The organism is Catenuloplanes niger (assembly GCF_031458255.1).
GTDB classification, from domain to species: domain Bacteria; phylum Actinomycetota; class Actinomycetes; order Mycobacteriales; family Micromonosporaceae; genus Catenuloplanes; species Catenuloplanes niger.
Genome location: NZ_JAVDYC010000001.1, coordinates 5,817,876 through 5,834,723 on the forward strand (window position 1 = coordinate 5,817,876; position 16,848 = coordinate 5,834,723).

Annotated in this window: 17 protein-coding genes; 11 read left to right on the plus strand and 6 right to left on the minus strand. The window is 72.8% G+C overall.

The features are described from left to right. Positions 1–77: 77 nt before the first annotated feature. The 5 genes from J2S44_RS25885 to J2S44_RS25905 all read left to right on the plus strand — a co-directional run bounded on the left by J2S44_RS25885 (position 78) and on the right by J2S44_RS25905 (position 5,447). Positions 78–1,385 (plus strand): ABC transporter substrate-binding protein, encoded by a 1,308-nt coding sequence (locus J2S44_RS25885; protein WP_310419045.1) that lies wholly within the window; start codon positions 78–80, stop codon positions 1,383–1,385. Between the two features lies 1 nt (position 1,386). Next, entirely contained in the window at positions 1,387–2,325 is a 939-nt protein-coding gene (locus J2S44_RS25890) for a carbohydrate ABC transporter permease (RefSeq protein ID WP_310419048.1), read from the plus strand. After that, positions 2,322–3,218 (plus strand): carbohydrate ABC transporter permease, encoded by an 897-nt coding sequence (locus J2S44_RS25895; RefSeq protein ID WP_310419052.1) that lies wholly within the window; start codon positions 2,322–2,324, stop codon positions 3,216–3,218. Before J2S44_RS25890 ends, J2S44_RS25895 begins: the two co-directional genes overlap by 4 nt. Positions 3,219–3,298: 80 nt before the next feature. Next, positions 3,299–4,276, plus strand: coding sequence for a LacI family DNA-binding transcriptional regulator (locus J2S44_RS25900; protein WP_310419057.1), 978 nt, complete (start codon positions 3,299–3,301; stop codon positions 4,274–4,276). Between the two features lie 73 nt (positions 4,277–4,349). Then, positions 4,350–5,447 carry a PQQ-dependent sugar dehydrogenase gene (locus J2S44_RS25905; RefSeq protein ID WP_310419060.1) on the plus strand — a complete coding sequence of 366 codons (1,098 nt, stop codon included), beginning with the start codon at positions 4,350–4,352 and terminating at the stop codon, positions 5,445–5,447. Here J2S44_RS25905 and J2S44_RS25910 read toward each other — a convergent pair. Beyond that, positions 5,410–5,646, minus strand: a complete 237-nt coding sequence (locus J2S44_RS25910; protein WP_310419064.1) for a DUF397 domain-containing protein — start codon at positions 5,644–5,646, stop codon at positions 5,410–5,412. The two genes, J2S44_RS25905 and J2S44_RS25910, sit on opposite strands and share 38 nt — an antisense overlap. Before the next feature lie 44 nt (positions 5,647–5,690). Further along, on the minus strand, positions 5,691–6,545 hold the full coding sequence (locus J2S44_RS25915) for a helix-turn-helix domain-containing protein (protein ID WP_310419067.1): 855 nt from the start codon (positions 6,543–6,545) through the stop codon (positions 5,691–5,693). A 661-nt stretch (positions 6,546–7,206) separates the two neighbouring features. Between J2S44_RS25915 and J2S44_RS25920 the strand changes: the two genes are divergently transcribed. Next, positions 7,207–7,545 (plus strand): hypothetical protein, encoded by a 339-nt coding sequence (locus J2S44_RS25920; RefSeq protein ID WP_310419070.1) that lies wholly within the window; start codon positions 7,207–7,209, stop codon positions 7,543–7,545. A 266-nt stretch (positions 7,546–7,811) separates the two neighbouring features. Here J2S44_RS25920 and J2S44_RS25925 read toward each other — a convergent pair whose 3' ends face one another. Further along, positions 7,812–9,017, minus strand: coding sequence for a macrolide family glycosyltransferase (locus J2S44_RS25925; protein ID WP_374728018.1), 1,206 nt, complete (start codon positions 9,015–9,017; stop codon positions 7,812–7,814). 129 nt (positions 9,018–9,146) lie between these two features. Here J2S44_RS25925 and J2S44_RS25930 point away from each other — a divergent pair, with 129 nt between their 5' ends. The 4 genes from J2S44_RS25930 to J2S44_RS25945 all read left to right on the plus strand — a co-directional run bounded on the left by J2S44_RS25930 (position 9,147) and on the right by J2S44_RS25945 (position 12,641). Beyond that, complete coding sequence (locus tag J2S44_RS25930) at positions 9,147–9,722, plus strand: TetR-like C-terminal domain-containing protein (RefSeq protein ID WP_310419075.1); 576 nt, start codon at positions 9,147–9,149, stop codon at positions 9,720–9,722. 121 nt (positions 9,723–9,843) lie between these two features. Continuing rightward, a complete protein-coding gene (locus tag J2S44_RS25935; RefSeq protein WP_310419080.1) occupies positions 9,844–10,683 on the plus strand; it encodes a GNAT family N-acetyltransferase in 840 nt (279 codons plus the stop codon). A 335-nt stretch (positions 10,684–11,018) separates the two neighbouring features. Beyond that, positions 11,019–11,525: a hypothetical protein gene (locus J2S44_RS25940; RefSeq protein ID WP_310419083.1), complete on the plus strand. Its 507-nt coding sequence runs from the start codon at positions 11,019–11,021 to the stop codon at positions 11,523–11,525. A 33-nt stretch (positions 11,526–11,558) separates the two neighbouring features. Further along, entirely contained in the window at positions 11,559–12,641 is a 1,083-nt protein-coding gene (locus tag J2S44_RS25945; RefSeq protein WP_310419086.1) for a sugar ABC transporter substrate-binding protein, read from the plus strand. Here the strand turns inward: J2S44_RS25945 and J2S44_RS25950 are convergent. Then, on the minus strand, positions 12,638–13,519 hold the full coding sequence (locus tag J2S44_RS25950) for a GNAT family N-acetyltransferase (RefSeq protein WP_310419088.1): 882 nt from the start codon (positions 13,517–13,519) through the stop codon (positions 12,638–12,640). The genes J2S44_RS25945 and J2S44_RS25950 overlap by 4 nt on opposite strands. 76 nt (positions 13,520–13,595) lie before the next feature. On the opposite strand from J2S44_RS25950, the gene J2S44_RS25955 reads away from it, so the two are divergent. Beyond that, positions 13,596–14,639, plus strand: a complete 1,044-nt coding sequence (locus tag J2S44_RS25955) for a P1 family peptidase (RefSeq protein ID WP_310419091.1) — start codon at positions 13,596–13,598, stop codon at positions 14,637–14,639. 187 nt (positions 14,640–14,826) lie between these two features. On the opposite strand, the gene J2S44_RS25960 is transcribed toward J2S44_RS25955, so the two are convergent. Together J2S44_RS25960 and J2S44_RS25965 are read right to left on the minus strand one after the other, a co-directional pair. Then, positions 14,827–16,299: a serine hydrolase domain-containing protein gene (locus J2S44_RS25960; protein ID WP_310419094.1), complete on the minus strand. Its 1,473-nt coding sequence runs from the start codon at positions 16,297–16,299 to the stop codon at positions 14,827–14,829. Then, positions 16,296–16,787, minus strand: coding sequence for a helix-turn-helix domain-containing protein (locus tag J2S44_RS25965; RefSeq protein ID WP_310419097.1), 492 nt, complete (start codon positions 16,785–16,787; stop codon positions 16,296–16,298). The genes J2S44_RS25960 and J2S44_RS25965 overlap by 4 nt, the downstream gene beginning before the upstream one ends. Positions 16,788–16,848 lie beyond the last annotated feature (61 nt).

Sequence of the window (16,848 nt, forward strand, 5' to 3'; positions counted from 1 at the left end):
CGTGCAGGTATGCCGCCCCGCCCGGGCGAAACCGCACGCGCTCACGACTCACACGAAACGTCGAAGAGAGGCTCCCGATGAGGCCTTCGATAGGCAAGATCTTCGCCGCCGCCGCGCTCGCCACCACGCTGCTGGCGACGGCCGCGTGCACCGGCTCCGGCGACGACGCGGCCGAGGAGCCGACCGGCCCGGTCGAGCTCAGCTTCTGGTCCTGGGCGCCCGGCATCGAGAAGACCGTCGACCTGTGGAACCAGCAGAACCCGGACACGACGGTGGTGCTCAGCAAGCAGGCCGGCGGCGGCGACATCGTCACCAAGCTGCTCACCGCCGCGAAGGCCGGCAACCCGCCGGACCTGGCGCAGGTGGAGTACCAGTCGCTGCCCACGCTGGTCAGCAACGACGTGCTGGCCGACATCGCGGAGCAGACCGCCGACGTCAAGGGCAAGTTCCCGGACGGCGCCTGGCAGCAGGTCACGCTCGGCACCGAGTCGGTCTACGCGATCCCGCAGGACTCCGGGCCGATGATGCTCTACTACCGCGCCGACATCTTCGCCGAGCTGGGCATCGCGGTGCCGAAGACGTGGGACGAGTTCGCGGCCGCGGCCCGTACGGTCCGGCAGAAGGACGGCAAGAAGTACCTGACCACGTTCTCCGCCGCGGACCCGGGCTGGTTCGCCGGGCTCGCGCAGCAGGCCGGCGCGTCCTGGTGGGGCATCGACGGCGAGACGTGGAAGGTCTCGGTCAACGACGCCGCCACCAAGAAGGTCGCCGACTACTGGGGCACCCTGGTCAACGAGGGCGTGATCGCCGGCAACCCGATGTACACGCCGGAGTGGAACAAGGCGCTCAACGACGGCACGATCATCGCCTGGCCGAGCGCGGTCTGGGGCCCGGGTGTGCTGGAGGGCAACGCGCCGGACACCAAGGGCAAGTGGGCGATGGCGCCGCTGCCGCAGTGGACCGCCGGCGAGAACCGGACCGGCAACTGGGGTGGCTCGTCGACCGGCGTGACCGCGGCGTCGAAGCACAAGGCCGCCGCGATCAGGTTCGCGACCTGGATGAACACCGACCCGGCCGCGACCGACTCGCTGATCACCTCGGGCGCGATCTACCCGGCCGCCACCGGCGCGCAGTCCAGCCAGCACCTGCAGAAGCCGCCGGCGTTCTTCCCGGAGCAGGCCGACTTCTACCCGACCGCGAAGACGATCGCGGGCGGCGCGGCCGGCTTCACCTGGGGACCGAACACGAACGTCACGTACGACACGTACAAGGACGCGTTCGCGAAGGCGATCACCGGCAGGACGCCGTTCTCCGGCGCGCTGGACCAGATGCAGTCGGCCACGGTCGCCGACATGCAGAAAAACGGCTTCACGGTCGCCGGCTGAGATGAACACCCCGGCCACCGAGGGCCGGACGCGGAAGGGTACGGCGCCCCGCGGGGTGCCGTACCTCTTCCTCGCCCCGGCGATCATCCTGTTCACGCTCTTCCTGCTGCTGCCGATCGGCTACGCGATCTACCTGAGCTTCCGCCGGATCAAGGTCAGCGGGCTCGGCCTCGGCAAGAACGCCCGCACCGAGATCTGGGCGGGCCTCGACAACTACCGGAACGCGCTGGGCGACCCGGAGCTGCTCGGCAGCGCCGGCCGGGTGCTGCTCTACGGCCTGGTCCTGATCCCGCTCATGCTCGGGCTGGCGCTGCTCTTCGCGCTCCTGCTCGACGCGCCGCGGGTGCGGTTCGGCCGGTTCGCGAAGCTGGCGATCTTCCTGCCGTACGCGGTGCCCGGCGTGATCGCGAGCATGCTCTGGGGCTTCCTCTACCTGCCCGCGGTCAGCCCGTTCAACGACCTGTTCGGCGCGGCCGGCCTGCCCGAGCCGGACCCGCTGAACGGCGGATCGGTCTTCTTCGCGATCGTCAACATCGCGGTCTGGGGCGGCGTCGGCTTCAACATGATCGTGCTGTTCACGTCGCTGCGCGCGGTGCCCGGCGAGATCTACGAGTCGGCGCAGCTGGACGGCGCGTCGGACCTGCAGATCGCGCTGCGCATCAAGATCCCGCTGCTGCTGCCCTCGCTGATCATGACGACGGTGTTCTCGCTGATCGCCACGCTGCAGGTCTTCACGGAGCCGCTGACGATCCGCTCGCTGACCAACTCGATCTCGTCCACCTGGACCCCGCTGATGAAGGTCTACCGGGACGCGTTCTCGCAGAACGACATCTACTCCGCCGCGGCCAGCTCGGTCGTCATCGCGCTGGTGACGCTCGTGCTCTCGTTCGGATTCCTGCGCCTGGTGTCCCGTCAGGCCTTCGGAGGGGAGAACCGGTGACCGCCGTCGCTGTGTCGCACGATCAAGATCAAGGTCCGGCGCCGGCGGTACGGCCGGGAGCGCGCCACCGCCCGTCCTGGCTCGGCTCCGCGATCCTGCTGGTCGGCGCCGTCTACTGCCTGCTGCCCATCGCCTGGGTGGTGGCCGCGTCGACGAAGAACGGGTCCGACCTGTTCACGTCGTTCACGTTCGCGCCCGGCACCGGGTTCTTCGAGAACCTCGGCGAGCTGTCGGCCAACGGCGACGGCATCTACTGGCGGTGGCTGGTCAACACCGCGATCTACGCGGGCGTGGGCGGCGCGCTGTCCGCGCTGGTCTCCGGCATCTCCGGCTACACGCTGGCGAAGTACCGGTTCGCCGGGCGCAGCGCGATCTTCAACGTGCTGCTGGCCGGCGTGCTGGTGCCCGGCATCACGCTGGCGGTCCCGCAGTACCTGCTGCTGGCCGAGGTCGGGCTGACCGACACGTACTGGGCCGTGCTGCTGCCGCAGATCATCAGCCCGTACGGCATCTACCTGGCCCGGATCTACGCGGCCGCGGCCGTGCCGGACACCGTGGTCGAGGCCGCGCGCACGGACGGCGCCGGCGAGTTCCGGATCTTCGCCCGGGTCGCGTTGCCGATGATGGTCCCCGGGCTGGTGACCGTGTTCCTGTTCCAGTTCGTGGCGATCTGGAACAACTTCCTGCTGCCGTTCATCATGCTCTCCAGCGACGACAAGTTCCCGGTCACCGTCGGCCTGTTCACGCTGCTCAACCAGGGTTCCACCGTGCCCGCGCTGTACAGCCTCGTGATCCTCGGATCACTGTTGTCGATCATTCCGCTGATCGTGCTGTTCCTGACGCTGCAGCGCTACTGGCGGACCGACCTGATCTCGGGAGCGGTGAAAGGTTGATACGCCCGTACGGGAGAATGTGACCCGTGGCCGAACCGAACCGTCCCCGCAGCACCCGTCCGCAGCGTCATCGCCCGACGATGGACGACGTCGCCGCGGTCGCGGGTGTCTCGCGGGGCACGGTCTCCCGCGTGCTCAACGGCGGCCACAACGTCAGCGGCCCCGCGCTGGAGGCGGTCGAGCGCGCGATCCGCAAGACCGGTTACGTGGTCAACCAGCATGCGCGCAGCCTGGTCACCCAGCGGTCCGACTCGGTGGCGTTCATCCTCTCCGAGCCGCAGGACCGGCTCTTCGAGGACCCGAACTTCAACAACCTGCTGCGCGGCTGCACCCAGATCCTGGCCGAGCACGACATCACGCTGCTGCTCACCGTGGCCGGGACCAGCGCGGACCGCAAGCGCATCGGCCGCTGGGTCACGGCCGGGCACGTGGACGGCGCGCTGGTCGTCTCCAACCACCTGGGCAGCCCGCTGCTCGACGAGCTGAAGGGCCGCGGGCTGCCGTTCGTGGTCTGCGGCCGCCCGCTCGGCCACGAGCGCGAGGTCAGCTACGTGGCGGCCGACGACCGGGACGGTGCCCGGCAGATGGTCGTCCACCTGCGCTCCCGGGGGTACCAGCGGATCGGCATCATCACCGGGCCGCTGGACACGTCCGGCGGCGTGGACCGGCTGGCCGGCTACCGCGACGTGGTCGGCGACGTGGACCCGGCGCTGATCGAGGCCGGCGACTACAGCCAGGCGTCCGGCGAGGCCGCGATGGAACGGCTGCTGCGCGCCGGCCCGGACCTGGACGCGGTGTTCGTCTGCTCCGACCTGATGGCGGCCGGCGCGATCACCTACCTGCAGCGGATCGGCAAACGCGTGCCGGACGACATCGCGATCGCCGGCTTCGACGACTCCAAGGTCGCCACCACCATCACGCCCCGCCTCACCACGATCCGCCAGCCGTTCGGCCGGGTCAGCCAGGAGATGGTCCGCCTGCTGCTCGCGCACATCGCCGGTGAGCAGCACGCCGCCGTCATCCTGCCCACCGAACTGGTGATCCGCGAGTCCGCTTAGCTTGAATGGTCCGTTTTCGGGGTAGCCTGCGGGTGTAACGACGACTGTCGATGCATTCGAGGAGGTTCGCACCATGCGCAGAACCGTTGCCCTGACCTCGGTGATCGCGCTCGGGCTGGCACTCGCCGGCGGGGTGAGCGCACGCGCGGCGGCCGGGACGGACGCCGTACCGTCGGCCGAGGGTTTTGATTTCGGCGCCCCGCAGGTGGTGGCGCAGGGACTCCAGGTGCCCTGGGGGCTGACCTGGCTGCCGGGCGGCGACGCGCTGGTCGCGGAGCGGGGAACCGCGCGCCTGCTGCGCATCCCGGCCGGTGGCGGCGCGCCGGTGACCGTCGGCACCGTGCCCGGTGTCTCCCCGGTCGGCGAGGCCGGCCTGCTCGGGCTCGCGGCCTCCCCGGACGAATGGGTCTACGCCTACCTGACCAGCGCGACCGACAACCGGATCGTGCGCTTCCGGCTGGACGCGATCGGCGCACCGCAGGCGATCCTGACCGGCATCCCGCGCGGCAGCATCCACGCGGGCGGCCGGATCGCGTTCGGCCCGGACGGCAAGCTCTACGCCGGTGCCGGCGACGCGGGCACCACGGCCAACGCGCAGAACCCGGCCAGCCTCGGCGGCAAGATCCTCAGGCTGAACCCGGACGGTACGGTGCCGTCCGACAACCCGACGCCGGGCTCGCTCGTCTACTCGCTCGGCCACCGCAACGTGCAGGGCCTCGCCTGGGACGCGGCCGGCCGGCTCTACGCCGCCGAGTTCGGCCAGAACACCTGGGACGAGGTCAACCTGATCACCCCGGGCGCGAACTACGGCTGGCCGGCCGTCGAGGGTGACGGCAACGACCCGCGCTACGTCGACCCGCTGGTCGTCTGGTCCACCGCCCAGGCCTCGCCGAGCGGCGCCGCCGTCGCCGGCTCCACGCTCTACGTGGCCGCGCTGCGCGGCACCCGCCTCTGGACCGTGCCACTGACCGCGGACGGCGGCACCGGCACCCCGGCCGCCGTTCTCCAGGGCCAGTTCGGCCGCCTGCGCACCGTCGAGGTCGCCCCGGACGGCTCCCTCTGGGTCACCACCAGCAACCGCGACGGCCGAGGCTCCCCGACCTCGGCCGACGACCGCATCCTCCGCTTCCCGCCTACCGCGGTCTCCGGAGGTTCGCCGGCCGGGGAGTGAGTCCGTCGACGAAGGCGGCCCAGGCCTGCGGCGCGAACTCGAGCACCGGCCCGGCCCGGTCCTTCGAGTCGCGGACGAGCACCGGGCCGTCCGCCTTCGCCACCTCGACGCAGTTGGCGGTCGACCCGCTCCGGGACGATCGGAACCAGGAGAGAGGTACGCCGGTCGCGGACCGGCGTACCGGCATTGCCGTGGCCATGGGTGCCTCCCTGCGTGTCGGTGTCGGTATGCGCCCGGCCGTCGTCACCGCTCCGGCGGTTGTTCGCGTTCGTACTGCGCGCGGATCTCCTCCAGCAGTTCCCGGGACTCCCCGGGCGACAGCGCGGCGTCCGCGGCGCGCTGGAAGACCTGTCGCGCGTTGTCCACGTCCTCCTGCCGTTCGAGCTTCATGTCCCCGAACACGTCCTCGACGTGGACGACCGGCTTCAGCGGCGTGCCCGGCGGGAAGTCGAGCACCGTGAACGTCGTGTCCATGGCCGCGTGCGCGCCGCGCCGGAGCGACAGCACCTGGATCGTCGCCGACGGCAGCTCACTCGTGATCGCGAGCAGCCTGCCCAGTTGCTCCTCCATGACGACGGGGCCGCCGACGACCCGGCGCAGCGCCGCCTCGTCCAGCACGAACTGCATGTCCGGCAACGGGTCCCGGCGCAGAACCGCCCGCTGCCGCTCCATCCGGACCGCGACCAGCTGATCGATGAGTGCCGGGTTCGCGGGCAGGAAGTACGAGCTGATGACCTCCCGCGCGTACTCCTCGGTCTGGAGCAGGCCGTTGATCGTGCTCGACTTGAAGTCCCGCATGGACGACGCCGCCGCCTCCATGCCGATCAGATTGCTGTATCCCCGGGGAAGCTCGTACTCGTCCCACCAGCTTCGTCTGCGTCCGTCCTGGGCAAGGGCCATCATCTGCTCCCGTTTTTCGGTATCCACCGAATAGTGGTCGCAAAGGTCCCGGACGTCGCGCTGACTCGCCGGGCGCCGGCCCGTCTCCATGCGCGATATCTTCGCCGGCGAGCAGAGCAGGTGTGCCGCCACCTGATCGATGGTCATCCCGGCGGCGTGCCGTGCCTCGCGCAGCATCGAGGCCAATTGCTGTCGCATGACCACGGGATTGGGGTGTTCGGACAATGTTCCCTCGCAAGGGGCCGGTATTCAAGATCGCCTTAGACGGTGCATCCGCGCCCGGGCACTTGCCGGTGTCACGTGACCTCATGATTGCACTTGCCAGTGGAATCGGCCAGGGGCAATGGCTGTCAGGTAAACGCCGCGGGTCCGTGCCGTCGGGCAAGTGTCAAGTTTGAGTGCCCGCTGGCCAGTGCATAGAGCATCGGCTAGCCGCAATTGCCGACGGAAAGAATGCGCGTCACATGCGGCCGGAAAAGTGTTTCCGGAGCGGGTGGAGGCGATTCACCGGAAGTCGCTCTTGATTCGACTTGGTGTCATTCACCGAGTAGTCTGATGTGCGATCGGGGATGCCCGTCATCGTTCCGCGATGCTCGCCATTCGCGGGAACGGAACTGGGCCGGTGCGCCAACACCGACCCAGCAGTGGCGATCGCATCATCCGTCGAACGGCCTGTCGCGAGCGGAAGGCAATTGCCATGAGCAACATTAGCACATCAAGTGCCAAACGTGCCCGCCAATCTGTTCCGGCGCAGCATCCGGATGCCTCCGGCAATTCTCTGCGCCATTTCCGTCGAGTGTGCAACCCGCGCGCAAGTCGCATCGCATGCCGGATCGCGGCCCGCCTGAAGGACCACCGCGTGCGGCGATTCGGCGCGCTGTTCTCGCTCGGGCTGGCCTGCGTCGCCGTCGGAAATCTCGGCCTGGTGGACCTGCGCGGCCTGGCCGAGACGCTCGCGCCACTGATCGTGCTGGCGGAACTGGTCCGGTTGCTCTGTGCCGGCGAGGGCGCCGGGTGCCTCCGCGACTCGGGTTCCGGCGTGGACGCGGGCCGGCAGGCGGAGGCGGACCGGCGGGCGGAGGCGGACCGGCGGGCGGAGGTCGGGCGAGGGGTCACGCGGCCGGGCGCCGGGTCCGCGCGACCGCGCCGCCACGGGCGTCCCCGGCCGGCCGTCCGCTCCTGCGCGCGTCACCGGTAGGCGGCCGGCCCGCGTGCGCCGCTTGCCGGTAGGTGGCCGGCCCGCCCGGGCCGGCCACCGCGGGCGGGTGAGCGGCGTGCGCCGGTTACCGGTAGCCGGACTGTCTGGCCCGGCCATCGGTAGGTGGCCGGACTGCGTGCAGCCGGCCACCGTAGGCGGACGCCCGGCGTGCGCCGGTTACCGGTGGGTGGCCGGCCCGGGTGCCGGCCGTCGGTGGGTGGCCGGCCCGCGTGCGCCGGCGGTTCGGTGATCGCCGACTGGATCGATCACCGAACCACGCCGGCCGCAAACCGGGCCGGCCGCCGGTCAGCGCGTGCGGCCGGCAGTGCGGCCTCGACCAGGGCGACCGCCCGCTCCACGCCGCTCTCCGCGCGTACCTCGCGGCTCAGCCCCGCGCAGCGGGCCGACACCGCCGGGTCGGTGGTCAGCGCGAGCAGCGCCGCGCGCAGTTCGTCGGCCGTCACCGTCTCCGAGGAGATCACCCGGGCGACGCCGAGTGCGGCCAGCTGGTTCGCGTTGGCGAACTGGTCGGCGGCCTGCGGGGCGGCGATCATCGGGACGCCGTGGAACAGGCCCTCGGCGCTGCCGCCCATGCCGGCGTGGGTGACGAACGCGTCCGCCTCGGCCAGGATCGCCGGCTGCGGCACCCACGGGTGCACCTCCACGCTGGACGGCACCTCGCCCAGCTCGGCCGGATCGACCTCGCGGCCGATCTGCAGCACGGTGTGCCAGCCGGGCAGGTCGCCGAACGCCGTGATGCAGCGCCGGTAGAAGTCCGGGTGGTTGGTGAACGCGGAACCGAGCGAGACCAGCAGTACCTTCGCCGCGGACGGCGGGCGGGACCAGGTGCCCGCGGTGGACCGGTCGCCGAGCAGCGGGCCGACGAACGAGAACACCGCCGGATCGACCCGGTCCGCGTGCGGTTGCAGCGCCCGGGGGATCAGCGCCAGCCCGCGGTCCGGCCGGCCCATGAACGTGGGCCCGTCGGTGATCGGGGAGCCCTGCGCGGTGAGCCACGCGGTGAACCGGCGGTAGTAGTCCGCGCCGCGCGGGTCGGCCCGCATCTCGTCGACGAACGGCGCCATCTCCTCCTCGTAGCCGTCCCACGGCGCGAACGTCGGCGTCAGCTGGATCGCCGGGACGCCCTGCTCGGCGCCGAGCAGTCGCGCGGCGGCGCCGGCGATGTCGTAGAGGTACAGGTCGGGGCGGTCGTCCGCGTACGCCGTGCGCAGCTGCGGGAGCATCGCGATCGCGTCGTCCAGGAACAGTGTCAGCTGCGCGATCGTGTCCTCGTCCGCGCCGCCGTCGGTGGGCAGCGTCGACGCGTACGGTCTCAGCTCCGCACCGGTGGCGCGCACGGTCGCCGCCCAGGACGAGTCGTTGGCGTAGGTGACCCGGTGGCCGCGGGCGACCAGCGCGCGCACCAGATCGAGGCTCGGGTTGACGTGGCCGTGGAACGGGATGCTGACCATGGCGATGTGTGACACGGTGACCTCCGGAGCGGTGGCGAGACGAGTCGTCTCGTCTCGCCGATAACCATGACGGAGTCCGGGTGCAATGTCAAGACGAGACGTCTCGTCTCGCCGCGTTAGGATGACGCCGTGCCCGATCCGAACCGCCGCAACGAGAACTCCCGCCGCGCGATCCTGGACGCCACGCGCGCCCTGCTCGCCGAGACCGGATACGCCGACCTGACCGTCGGCGCGATCGCGGCCCGGGCCGGCGCCGGCCGGCAGACCATCTACCGCTGGTGGGGTGGCAAGAGCGCGGTCGTGCTGGACGCGCTCGTCGACACGGTGGCGGCCGAGGGCATGACGCTGCCGGACTCCGGTGACCTGCGGGCCGACCTGCGCGCGGTGCTGCGCGCGACGGTCGCCGAGTTCGCCGACCCGGTGCTGTCCGCGACCACCCGCGCGCTCACGATCGAGACGCTCGCCGACGACGACCTGGCCGCGCAGGTGCGCGACCGGCTGCTCCGCCCGCAACTCGACGCGGTCAAGGACCGGCTGCGCGCCGGCGGCGTACCCCCGGAGGTCGATCTCGATCTGGCGGTGGAGTTGCTCTTCGGGCCGCTGTACCACCGCTGGCTGCTGCGCACCGGCCCGCTCGACCAGGACTACGCGGACGGCCTCGTCGATCTCGTGATGACCGCGATAGGTGACCGGCGTTCGGGGTAACGAACAGACGAGTCGTTGATCAGGTACGCCGGGCGGGCTGCCCCGCATGCCCGTCCGGGTGAAGCGAAAGGGCGGGGAGTTGATGCACGCGAGGACCCGTGGATCTGGCAGGCTTGAGGGCGTGCTGACGATGCCGGTTCGCCAGCTCGGCGAGACCGAGCGTTCGGCGGTGATGAGGGTCCTCGACTCGGATCCGTACGCGACCGCCCAGGTCGCCGAGCGCATCGCCGTCCACGGCCTCTCCTGGTGGCGCAGCGACGGCCGGATCTACGGCTACGGCGCCCGCCGCCACCTGGAGTCGCTGCTCTGGTCCGGCGCGCACCTCACCCCGATCCTCGCCACGCCGCCCGCGGTGGAGGCGTTCGCCGAGCTGGTCGCGGGCGAGCACCGGGTCTGCTCCTCGATCGTGGGCCGCGCCGACGCCGTGCTCGGCCTCTGGGACCGCCTCGCCGGCGCCTGGGGCCACCCCCGCGACGTCCGGCCGAACCAGCCGATCCTGGCCACCGGCGAGCTGCCCGCGATCCGTCCCGACCCCGCGGTCCGCCTCGCGGAGAACTCGGAGATAGACATCGTCTTCCCGGCCGCGGTCGCGATGTACACCGAGGAGGTCGGCGTCTCGCCGCTCGCGGACGGCGGTGGCGGCGGCTACAAGCGCCGGGTCGCCGAGCTGGTGCGTTCCCGCCGCACCTACGTCCGCGTGGAGAACCGTCAGGTCGTCTTCAAGGCCGAGCTGGCCGTGGTCACCCCGCACACCGCCCAGGTCCAGGGCGTCTGGGTCGACCCGGCCTGGCGCGGCCGCGGCATCGCCGCCCCCGCGATGGCCGCCGTGGTCACCGACGCGCTCGGCCGCGTCGCGCCGACCGTCAGCCTCTACGTCAACGACTACAACCACGCGGCCCGCCGCGTCTACGCCCGCTGCGGCTTCCGCTCCGCCGGCACGTTCGCCACGATCCTGTTCTGACGACCGAGAACCTCGGAGCGGCTCTTCCCGCTCCCGGCGTGGTCGCGGTCCGCATGCTCCCGCGGGCCCCGGTCGTCGCCGGCGCTCCTCCCTTCCGGATCCGCCGTGGGTCACCACGACCACGCGGCCCCGCGGCGGTGCCGGTCCCGGCCGCGTCGTCCCGCCGTCGCGGGAGCGCGGTGCCGCTCGCGTCCCGTCCTGGCCGGGAGCGCTCCGCGGGGCGTCACGCCGGGGCGGGCGGGGAAGGTCCGGGCTGTTCCTGGGATTCGGTTCGTCCAGCGCCGCCGATGATTACGATCAGTGACGTTTGAGTTACGACTCAGCGGGGGTGGGACATGGGGCAGATCGTGAAGCAGGTCTCGGAGACCACGACGAAGTACTACTGGTATCCGGGGGAGCGGAAGGAATGGCTGCGGGCGCTGCTCGCGCTGGCGGCCGGCGCCGGCGTGTTCGGGCTGCTGTGGCTGGTGACCCGGGACCTGCTGGTGGCGGTGGTGGCCGGTACGTCGGTGGCGGCCGCGGTGGCCGGGGTGAACTTCGGGCGGCGGGACGCCCGTGCGCTGGACGGCTTTCCCAAGCTCGGTGACAAGGCGGCGCGGCGCGCGGCGGTCGGGCACACCGGCCGGGCGGCGTGGCGCGGGCTGGCGCACGGGTTCGGCGGTGCGGCCGCGGCCGTGCTGATCCTGAACCTGCCGGACCACGGGCTGCTGGCGGACTGGGTGCTGCCGGTCGTTCCGGCCGTGGTCGGCGCGCTCGGGCACCAGGCCGGCATGCTGCACGAGCGGCTGGGTGTCTCGGTCTCCACGGTCGGCCCGGCGAAGCGACTACTCGAAACCTCCTGAAACCCGAAATTTCATCCTTAGGCTGGCGGGGTGGTGAGGTTGGGCAGGCGGATGGTGGCGGCCGCGGCGGCCGTGGCGGCGCTGGCGGCGGGCGGGTGCGGCGGGGACGGCGAACCGGGCGCGTCGCCGGGCGCCGACGCCGGGTACCGCGTCGGGCTGCTGCTGCCGGAGTCGAGGACCACGCGGTACGACACGTTCGACCGGCCCTACATCGAGGCGCGGATCGGCGAGGTGTGCGCGAACTGCGAGGTGCTCTACCGCAACGCCGACTCGGACGCCGCCCAGCAGGCGACCCAGGCCGCGGAGCTGCTCGCCCAGGACATCCGGGTGCTGATCCTGGACGCGGTGGACGCGACCGCGGCCGCGTCCGTGGTGACGGACGCGGAGGCGCGGGGCGTGCCGGTGGTCGCCTACGACCGGCTGGCGACCGGACCGGTCGACTACTACGTCTCGTTCGACAACGAGAAGGTCGGCCAGGTCCAGGCGCAGTCCCTGCTGGACGCGCTGGGCGGGGAACGCACCCGGCCGATCGTCATGATCAACGGGGCGCCGGCCGACCCGAACGCGGCCGGGTTCAAGAGGGGCGCGCACTCCGTGCTGGACGGCAAGGTCACCATCGGCCGCGAGTTCGACGCGACCGACTGGTCGGCGGAGGCGGCCCGGACCGGGATGGCCGCGGCGATCACCGCGCTGGGCGCGGAGCGGATCGGCGGGGTGTACGCGGCCAACGACGGCACGGCCGGCGGCGCGATCGAGGCGCTGAAGGCCGCGGGCGTGACCGACCTGCCGCCGGTCACCGGGCAGGACGCGGAGATCGCGGCGATCCAGCGGATCCTGGCCGGCGAGCAGCACTCGACGATCTACAAGGCGATCAAGCCGCAGGCCACGGTCGCGGCGGACATGGCGGTGGCGGCCGCGACCGGCACCGCCTACGCCGGGCAGGCGACCACGGTCACCGACAACGGCACGGCCAAGGTGACGTCGGTGCTGCTCCCGCCGGTCTCGGTGACCCGGGCGAACGTGAAGGACACGGTGGTCGCGGACGGCTTCTACACCGCGCCGCAGCTGTGCACCGGCTCCTACGCCGCGGCCTGCCACGAGGCCGGCATCTTCTAGCGGTAGACGCGAGTTCGGGCGAACGCGGTGAAACCGGCCGTCGGGTAGACCGCGCGCGGCACCGGATAGCCGTCGTCGCCGCGCGCGTAGACGATCGCGGTGTCGCCGCCGGCCGCCTGGAACGCGTGCAGCGTGGCCAGGATCGCGGCCCGGGCCAGCCCGCGGCGCCGGTGCCGGGCCAGCGTGCCGATCGGCTCCAGCAGCCCGGCCCGGTTCGCCTCGTCGTACCAGCCCAGGCAGTACGCGACCAGCTCACCGTCCGCGCTCTCGACGACCGTGTCGAACTCCGGCCGGTACGGCGGGCGCGCGGCCATCGTGCGGTAGCGCTCGTCCGTGACCGAGGACGGTGCCCAGACCGCCCGGTGCAGCGCGGCCCGGCGGGGGATCTCGTCCGGCCCGCGCACCGGGCGCACCGTGTAGCCGGCCGGCTTCACCACCGGCAGCGGGACGTCCAGCGTGACGCGGTGCGCCAGGAAGAACGGGCCGTCGTCGGCCGGACCGGTCCGCAGGCCGGCCCGGACCAGCGCGGCGGCCAGGTGGTGCTCCGTCTCCAGGATGCCGACGGACATGCCCGGATACACCGTCTTCGCCCAGGTCAGCGCCGTGTCCGCGGCGTCCGGCCGGGCCTGGTCCGCGTGGAACGTGAGCGTGGCGCCATCCTGGCGTTCCGCGCCGAACGCGGTGATCGCGGCCAGCGTGTGCCCGTCCTCCCGCCACATCGACGTGCGCGTCCCCGGCACCGGGCCGTTGAACTGGCCGAACGTCCACGCTATGTCACCGATGTGCCAGCGGGAGACCGCGGTCCAGGTGCGCCGGGTGAACTCCAGCAGCGCGTCGAGCTCGCCCGGGCCGTCGAGGTCGTGTCGCTCCACCACCATCCGCGGATCTTCGCAGGCCCGCGCCGGACGGTCCACTGTGTTTAGCTGTCCGGATCGCGTCCCTCGAGGAGGAGCCGTGCACCAGCCGAGCCGTCGCGCCCGGGACCTCGGCGTGGTCGTCGGGTCGCTGCCCACCGGTCCGCACAACGCGATCACGGACGTCGGCGGCGTCCTGGTCGGGCACACCACGGTCGACGGCGACGCGTCGCTGCGTACGGGGGTGACCGCGATCGTGCCGGTCGGGCTCGGCCCCGGGCGGTGGACGCGGCCGGCCGCGGTGTTCACCGGCAACGGGCACGGCAAGCTGACCGGTTCGACGCAGGTGGACGAGCTGGGCGTGCTGGAGTCGCCGATCGTGCTGACCGCCACGCTGTCCGTGTTCCGGGCCGCGGACGCGCTGCTCAGCTACCTGATGGACCGCCGGCCGGACGGCCTGTCGTTCAATCCGCTGGTCGGTGAGGTGAACGACGGCTACCTGTCGGACATCCGCCGCCGCCCGATCACCGAGGAGCACGTGCTGGCCGCGCTGCGCGGCGCGTCCGCGGCCCCACCGGCCGAGGGCTGCGCCGGCGCCGGGACCGGCACCACCGCGCTCGGCTTCAAGGGCGGCACCGGTACGTCGTCGCGCATGGTCCGGGTGGCGGGCCGGGCCGGCACCGTCGGCGCGCTGGTGCAGTCGAACGTCGGCGGCGTGCTGACCGTGCTCGGCGTGCCGCTGCCGGTGGCGGAGCTGATCCCGGACGCACCCCCGGTCACGCCGCCCGGCAACTCCTGCATGATCGTGGTCGCGACGGACCTGCCGCTGGACGCGCGCCAGCTCGGCCGCCTGGCCCGGCGCGCGGTCTTCGCGATGGGCCGGGTCGGCGCGGCGTTCAGCGGCGGCAGCGGCGACTACGCGATCGCGTTCAGTACCGCCCGTCCCGGCCAGGCGGTGATCCCGGACGGCGACCTGGACCCGGCGTTCACGGCGGTGCTGGACGCGGTCGAGGAGGCGCTGCTCAACTCGCTGTTCATGGCCGTCACCACGAGCGGCGCGGGCGGCCGGATCAGTCACGCGGTGCCGCACCGTGCGGTGATGCGCCGCCTCGCCGCGGCCGGCCGCCTCGCACCGGGCGAGTGACGGCACCCGGCGGCCTCCCGCCGGGTGAGCGATCGCGCGCGGCGGCCGTGCACCGGGGTGATCGCGCGCGGTGGCCGTGTACCGGGGTGATCGCGCGCGGCGGCCCCGCACCGGGTTTCCGCTCGGCCGGTGCCGCGAGCGGGCCCGGTGCGGCGACCCGGTGCGGGGAGCGCCCGCGCCGTGCGGGTCAGGGGAGCAGGAACAGTGCGGCCAGCGCGATGGCGGTCACGGCGGAGATCGCCGTGCCGGTCCACCGGGACGCCGCGTTGCTGCCCTCCCGCAGCGTTCTCAGCTCCCGCCAGCGCAGCGCCGCGACGACCGCGCCGGCGGCGGACAGGCCCACCGCGAGCGCCCACAGCCACGCCGGGACGACCTGCCAGTCGCCGGTCAGGCGTACCACGGTGAGGCAGCCGGCGGAGACCAGCGCGGCGTCCACGACCTGCAGCCGGTCCGGCGGCTCGGTACCGATCACGCGGCGGCCGCGGAGGCGGATCGGTGCCGCCCCGGTGGTGACCGGCGAGACGCCCGCGAGCAGCAGCAGCACGGTGATGACGGTGACGCTCCACTCCGGCAGCGAGCGCGTCTCGTCCGGCGCGTCCGCGCCGAGCAGGCGCAGGCCGAGCGCGTCCACGCTGCGGGTGGTGTCGCCGAGCACGGCCACGCCCCGGCCGGTCGCCGGCTCGAAGCCGACGAACGCCCGGAACCCGCCGGTGGCCCCGTTGTGCCAGACGATCTGCCGGCCGTCCACGGTGCGGGTGAACCAGCCGTACCCGATCCGCTCGTCCGGGCCGGCGTCGAACCGGGGCGTGGTCGCGGCCTGGCCGGGCGCGGTGCCGGCCAGCAGCGCGGTGAGCAGCCGGCCCAGGTCGGCCGCGGTGGACCAGGCGCCGGTGCCGGCCGGTGCGGTGCCGGACGCGGTCCACGGCGCCGCGGCCCGCCCGGACGGTGTGCCGCCCTCGGCCGCGCCGGGCGGCGGCGCGGCGCCGTCCAGCGTGAACACGGTGCGGGACATGCCCAGCGGGGTCAGGACGCGGTCGGTGACCAGCCGCGGGTACGGCACGCCGGCGCGGGTGGCGAGCGCCAGCCCGAGCACGGACACGCCGTAGTTGGAGTAGGCGACCTGGCCGCGTCCGTCCAGCGACTCCGTCCCGGCGACGTCCCGGCCGATCCGCTCCGGGGTGATCCCGGCGTACGGATCGGCCGCCCGGGCCTGCCGGAGGAACAGCGTCGCCGGGTTCTGCGGCGGCAGCCGGGGCAGTCCGGACCGGTGACCGGTCAACTCCTCCGCCGTGATCGACGCGGCCGGGCCGCCGGTGCCGGGCAGCAGCGTGCCGAGCGTGTCCTGCGCGCGGAGCAGGCCGTCGGACTCCAGGTCGGCGAGCAGCATGCCGGTCAGCGCCTTGGTCACCGAGCCGATCTCGAACGCGGTGTCCGGGGTGATCCGGTCGTCGCCGACCCCGGCGAACCGCACGGCGCCGTCCTGCACGTGTGCCACGGACAGCCCGCGGTATCCGCCCGGATCGCCCGCGGCGTCGCGGACCAGCGTGGCGAGCGCGGCGTCCCCGGTCTGCTCCGGGCCGAGCGACGGCGGCCGTGGACCGGCGACGAGAGCGCCCCCGGCGGCCAGGATCGCCACCACCGTGGCGACGGCCGCCCTCATCGGGCGGTCGCGGTCAGGATGACCAGCAGCGGCACGACCCGGTCGCCGGGCACCTCGTAGACGCCGCGCGCGGGGGAGCGCAGCCATCCGGCGCTGACCAGTTGCTTCAGGTGGTGGTAGAGCTGGCCGGTGGTGCCGAGGCCGTCCAGCGCGCCGAGCTCGGTGGCGCCGCGGGTGCCGAGCAGCACCTCGCGGAGCAGGCGCAGTCGCACCGGGTTGGCCAGCGCGCTGAGCACGCCCACGGCCGTGGCCCAGTCCGCGTCCAGCGTCGTCCGGAGCGGCACCGGACCCCACTGCCAGTCGTAGACCTCGCCGGTCGGCAGTTCGACGTGCCCGGCGTAGACGGTGCCGGCGCCGATCGAGTCCCGCACGCCGTGCAGCGCGAAGAACCGGTCGCCGGGTGTGACGGCCGGCGCGGTGGGGCCCTCGAGCGCGGCGAGCCGGTCCTCGATCAGGGCGAGGCGCTCGGTGATCTCGGCATTCTCCATAACTCCATTGTTACGTAAATACGGAGTGACGCAACCGTCCGTGCCGCACAAGTGCCATGGG

Coding starts and splice junctions, on each gene's coding strand:
- J2S44_RS25965 (WP_310419097.1), bottom strand. CDS start 16,787: ATGGAGAATGCCGAGATCACCGAGCGCCTCGCCCTGATCGAGGACCGG.
- J2S44_RS25890 (WP_310419048.1), top strand. CDS start 1,387: ATGAACACCCCGGCCACCGAGGGCCGGACGCGGAAGGGTACGGCGCCC.
- J2S44_RS25900 (WP_310419057.1), top strand. CDS start 3,299: ATGGACGACGTCGCCGCGGTCGCGGGTGTCTCGCGGGGCACGGTCTCC.
- J2S44_RS25915 (WP_310419067.1), bottom strand. CDS start 6,545: ATGCGACAGCAATTGGCCTCGATGCTGCGCGAGGCACGGCACGCCGCC.
- J2S44_RS25960 (WP_310419094.1), bottom strand. CDS start 16,299: ATGAGGGCGGCCGTCGCCACGGTGGTGGCGATCCTGGCCGCCGGGGGC.
- J2S44_RS25940 (WP_310419083.1), top strand. CDS start 11,019: ATGGGGCAGATCGTGAAGCAGGTCTCGGAGACCACGACGAAGTACTAC.
- J2S44_RS25950 (WP_310419088.1), bottom strand. CDS start 13,519: ATGGTGGTGGAGCGACACGACCTCGACGGCCCGGGCGAGCTCGACGCG.
- J2S44_RS25905 (WP_310419060.1), top strand. CDS start 4,350: ATGCGCAGAACCGTTGCCCTGACCTCGGTGATCGCGCTCGGGCTGGCA.
- J2S44_RS25885 (WP_310419045.1), top strand. CDS start 78: ATGAGGCCTTCGATAGGCAAGATCTTCGCCGCCGCCGCGCTCGCCACC.
- J2S44_RS25910 (WP_310419064.1), bottom strand. CDS start 5,646: ATGGCCACGGCAATGCCGGTACGCCGGTCCGCGACCGGCGTACCTCTC.
- J2S44_RS25925 (WP_374728018.1), bottom strand. CDS start 9,017: ATGGTCAGCATCCCGTTCCACGGCCACGTCAACCCGAGCCTCGATCTG.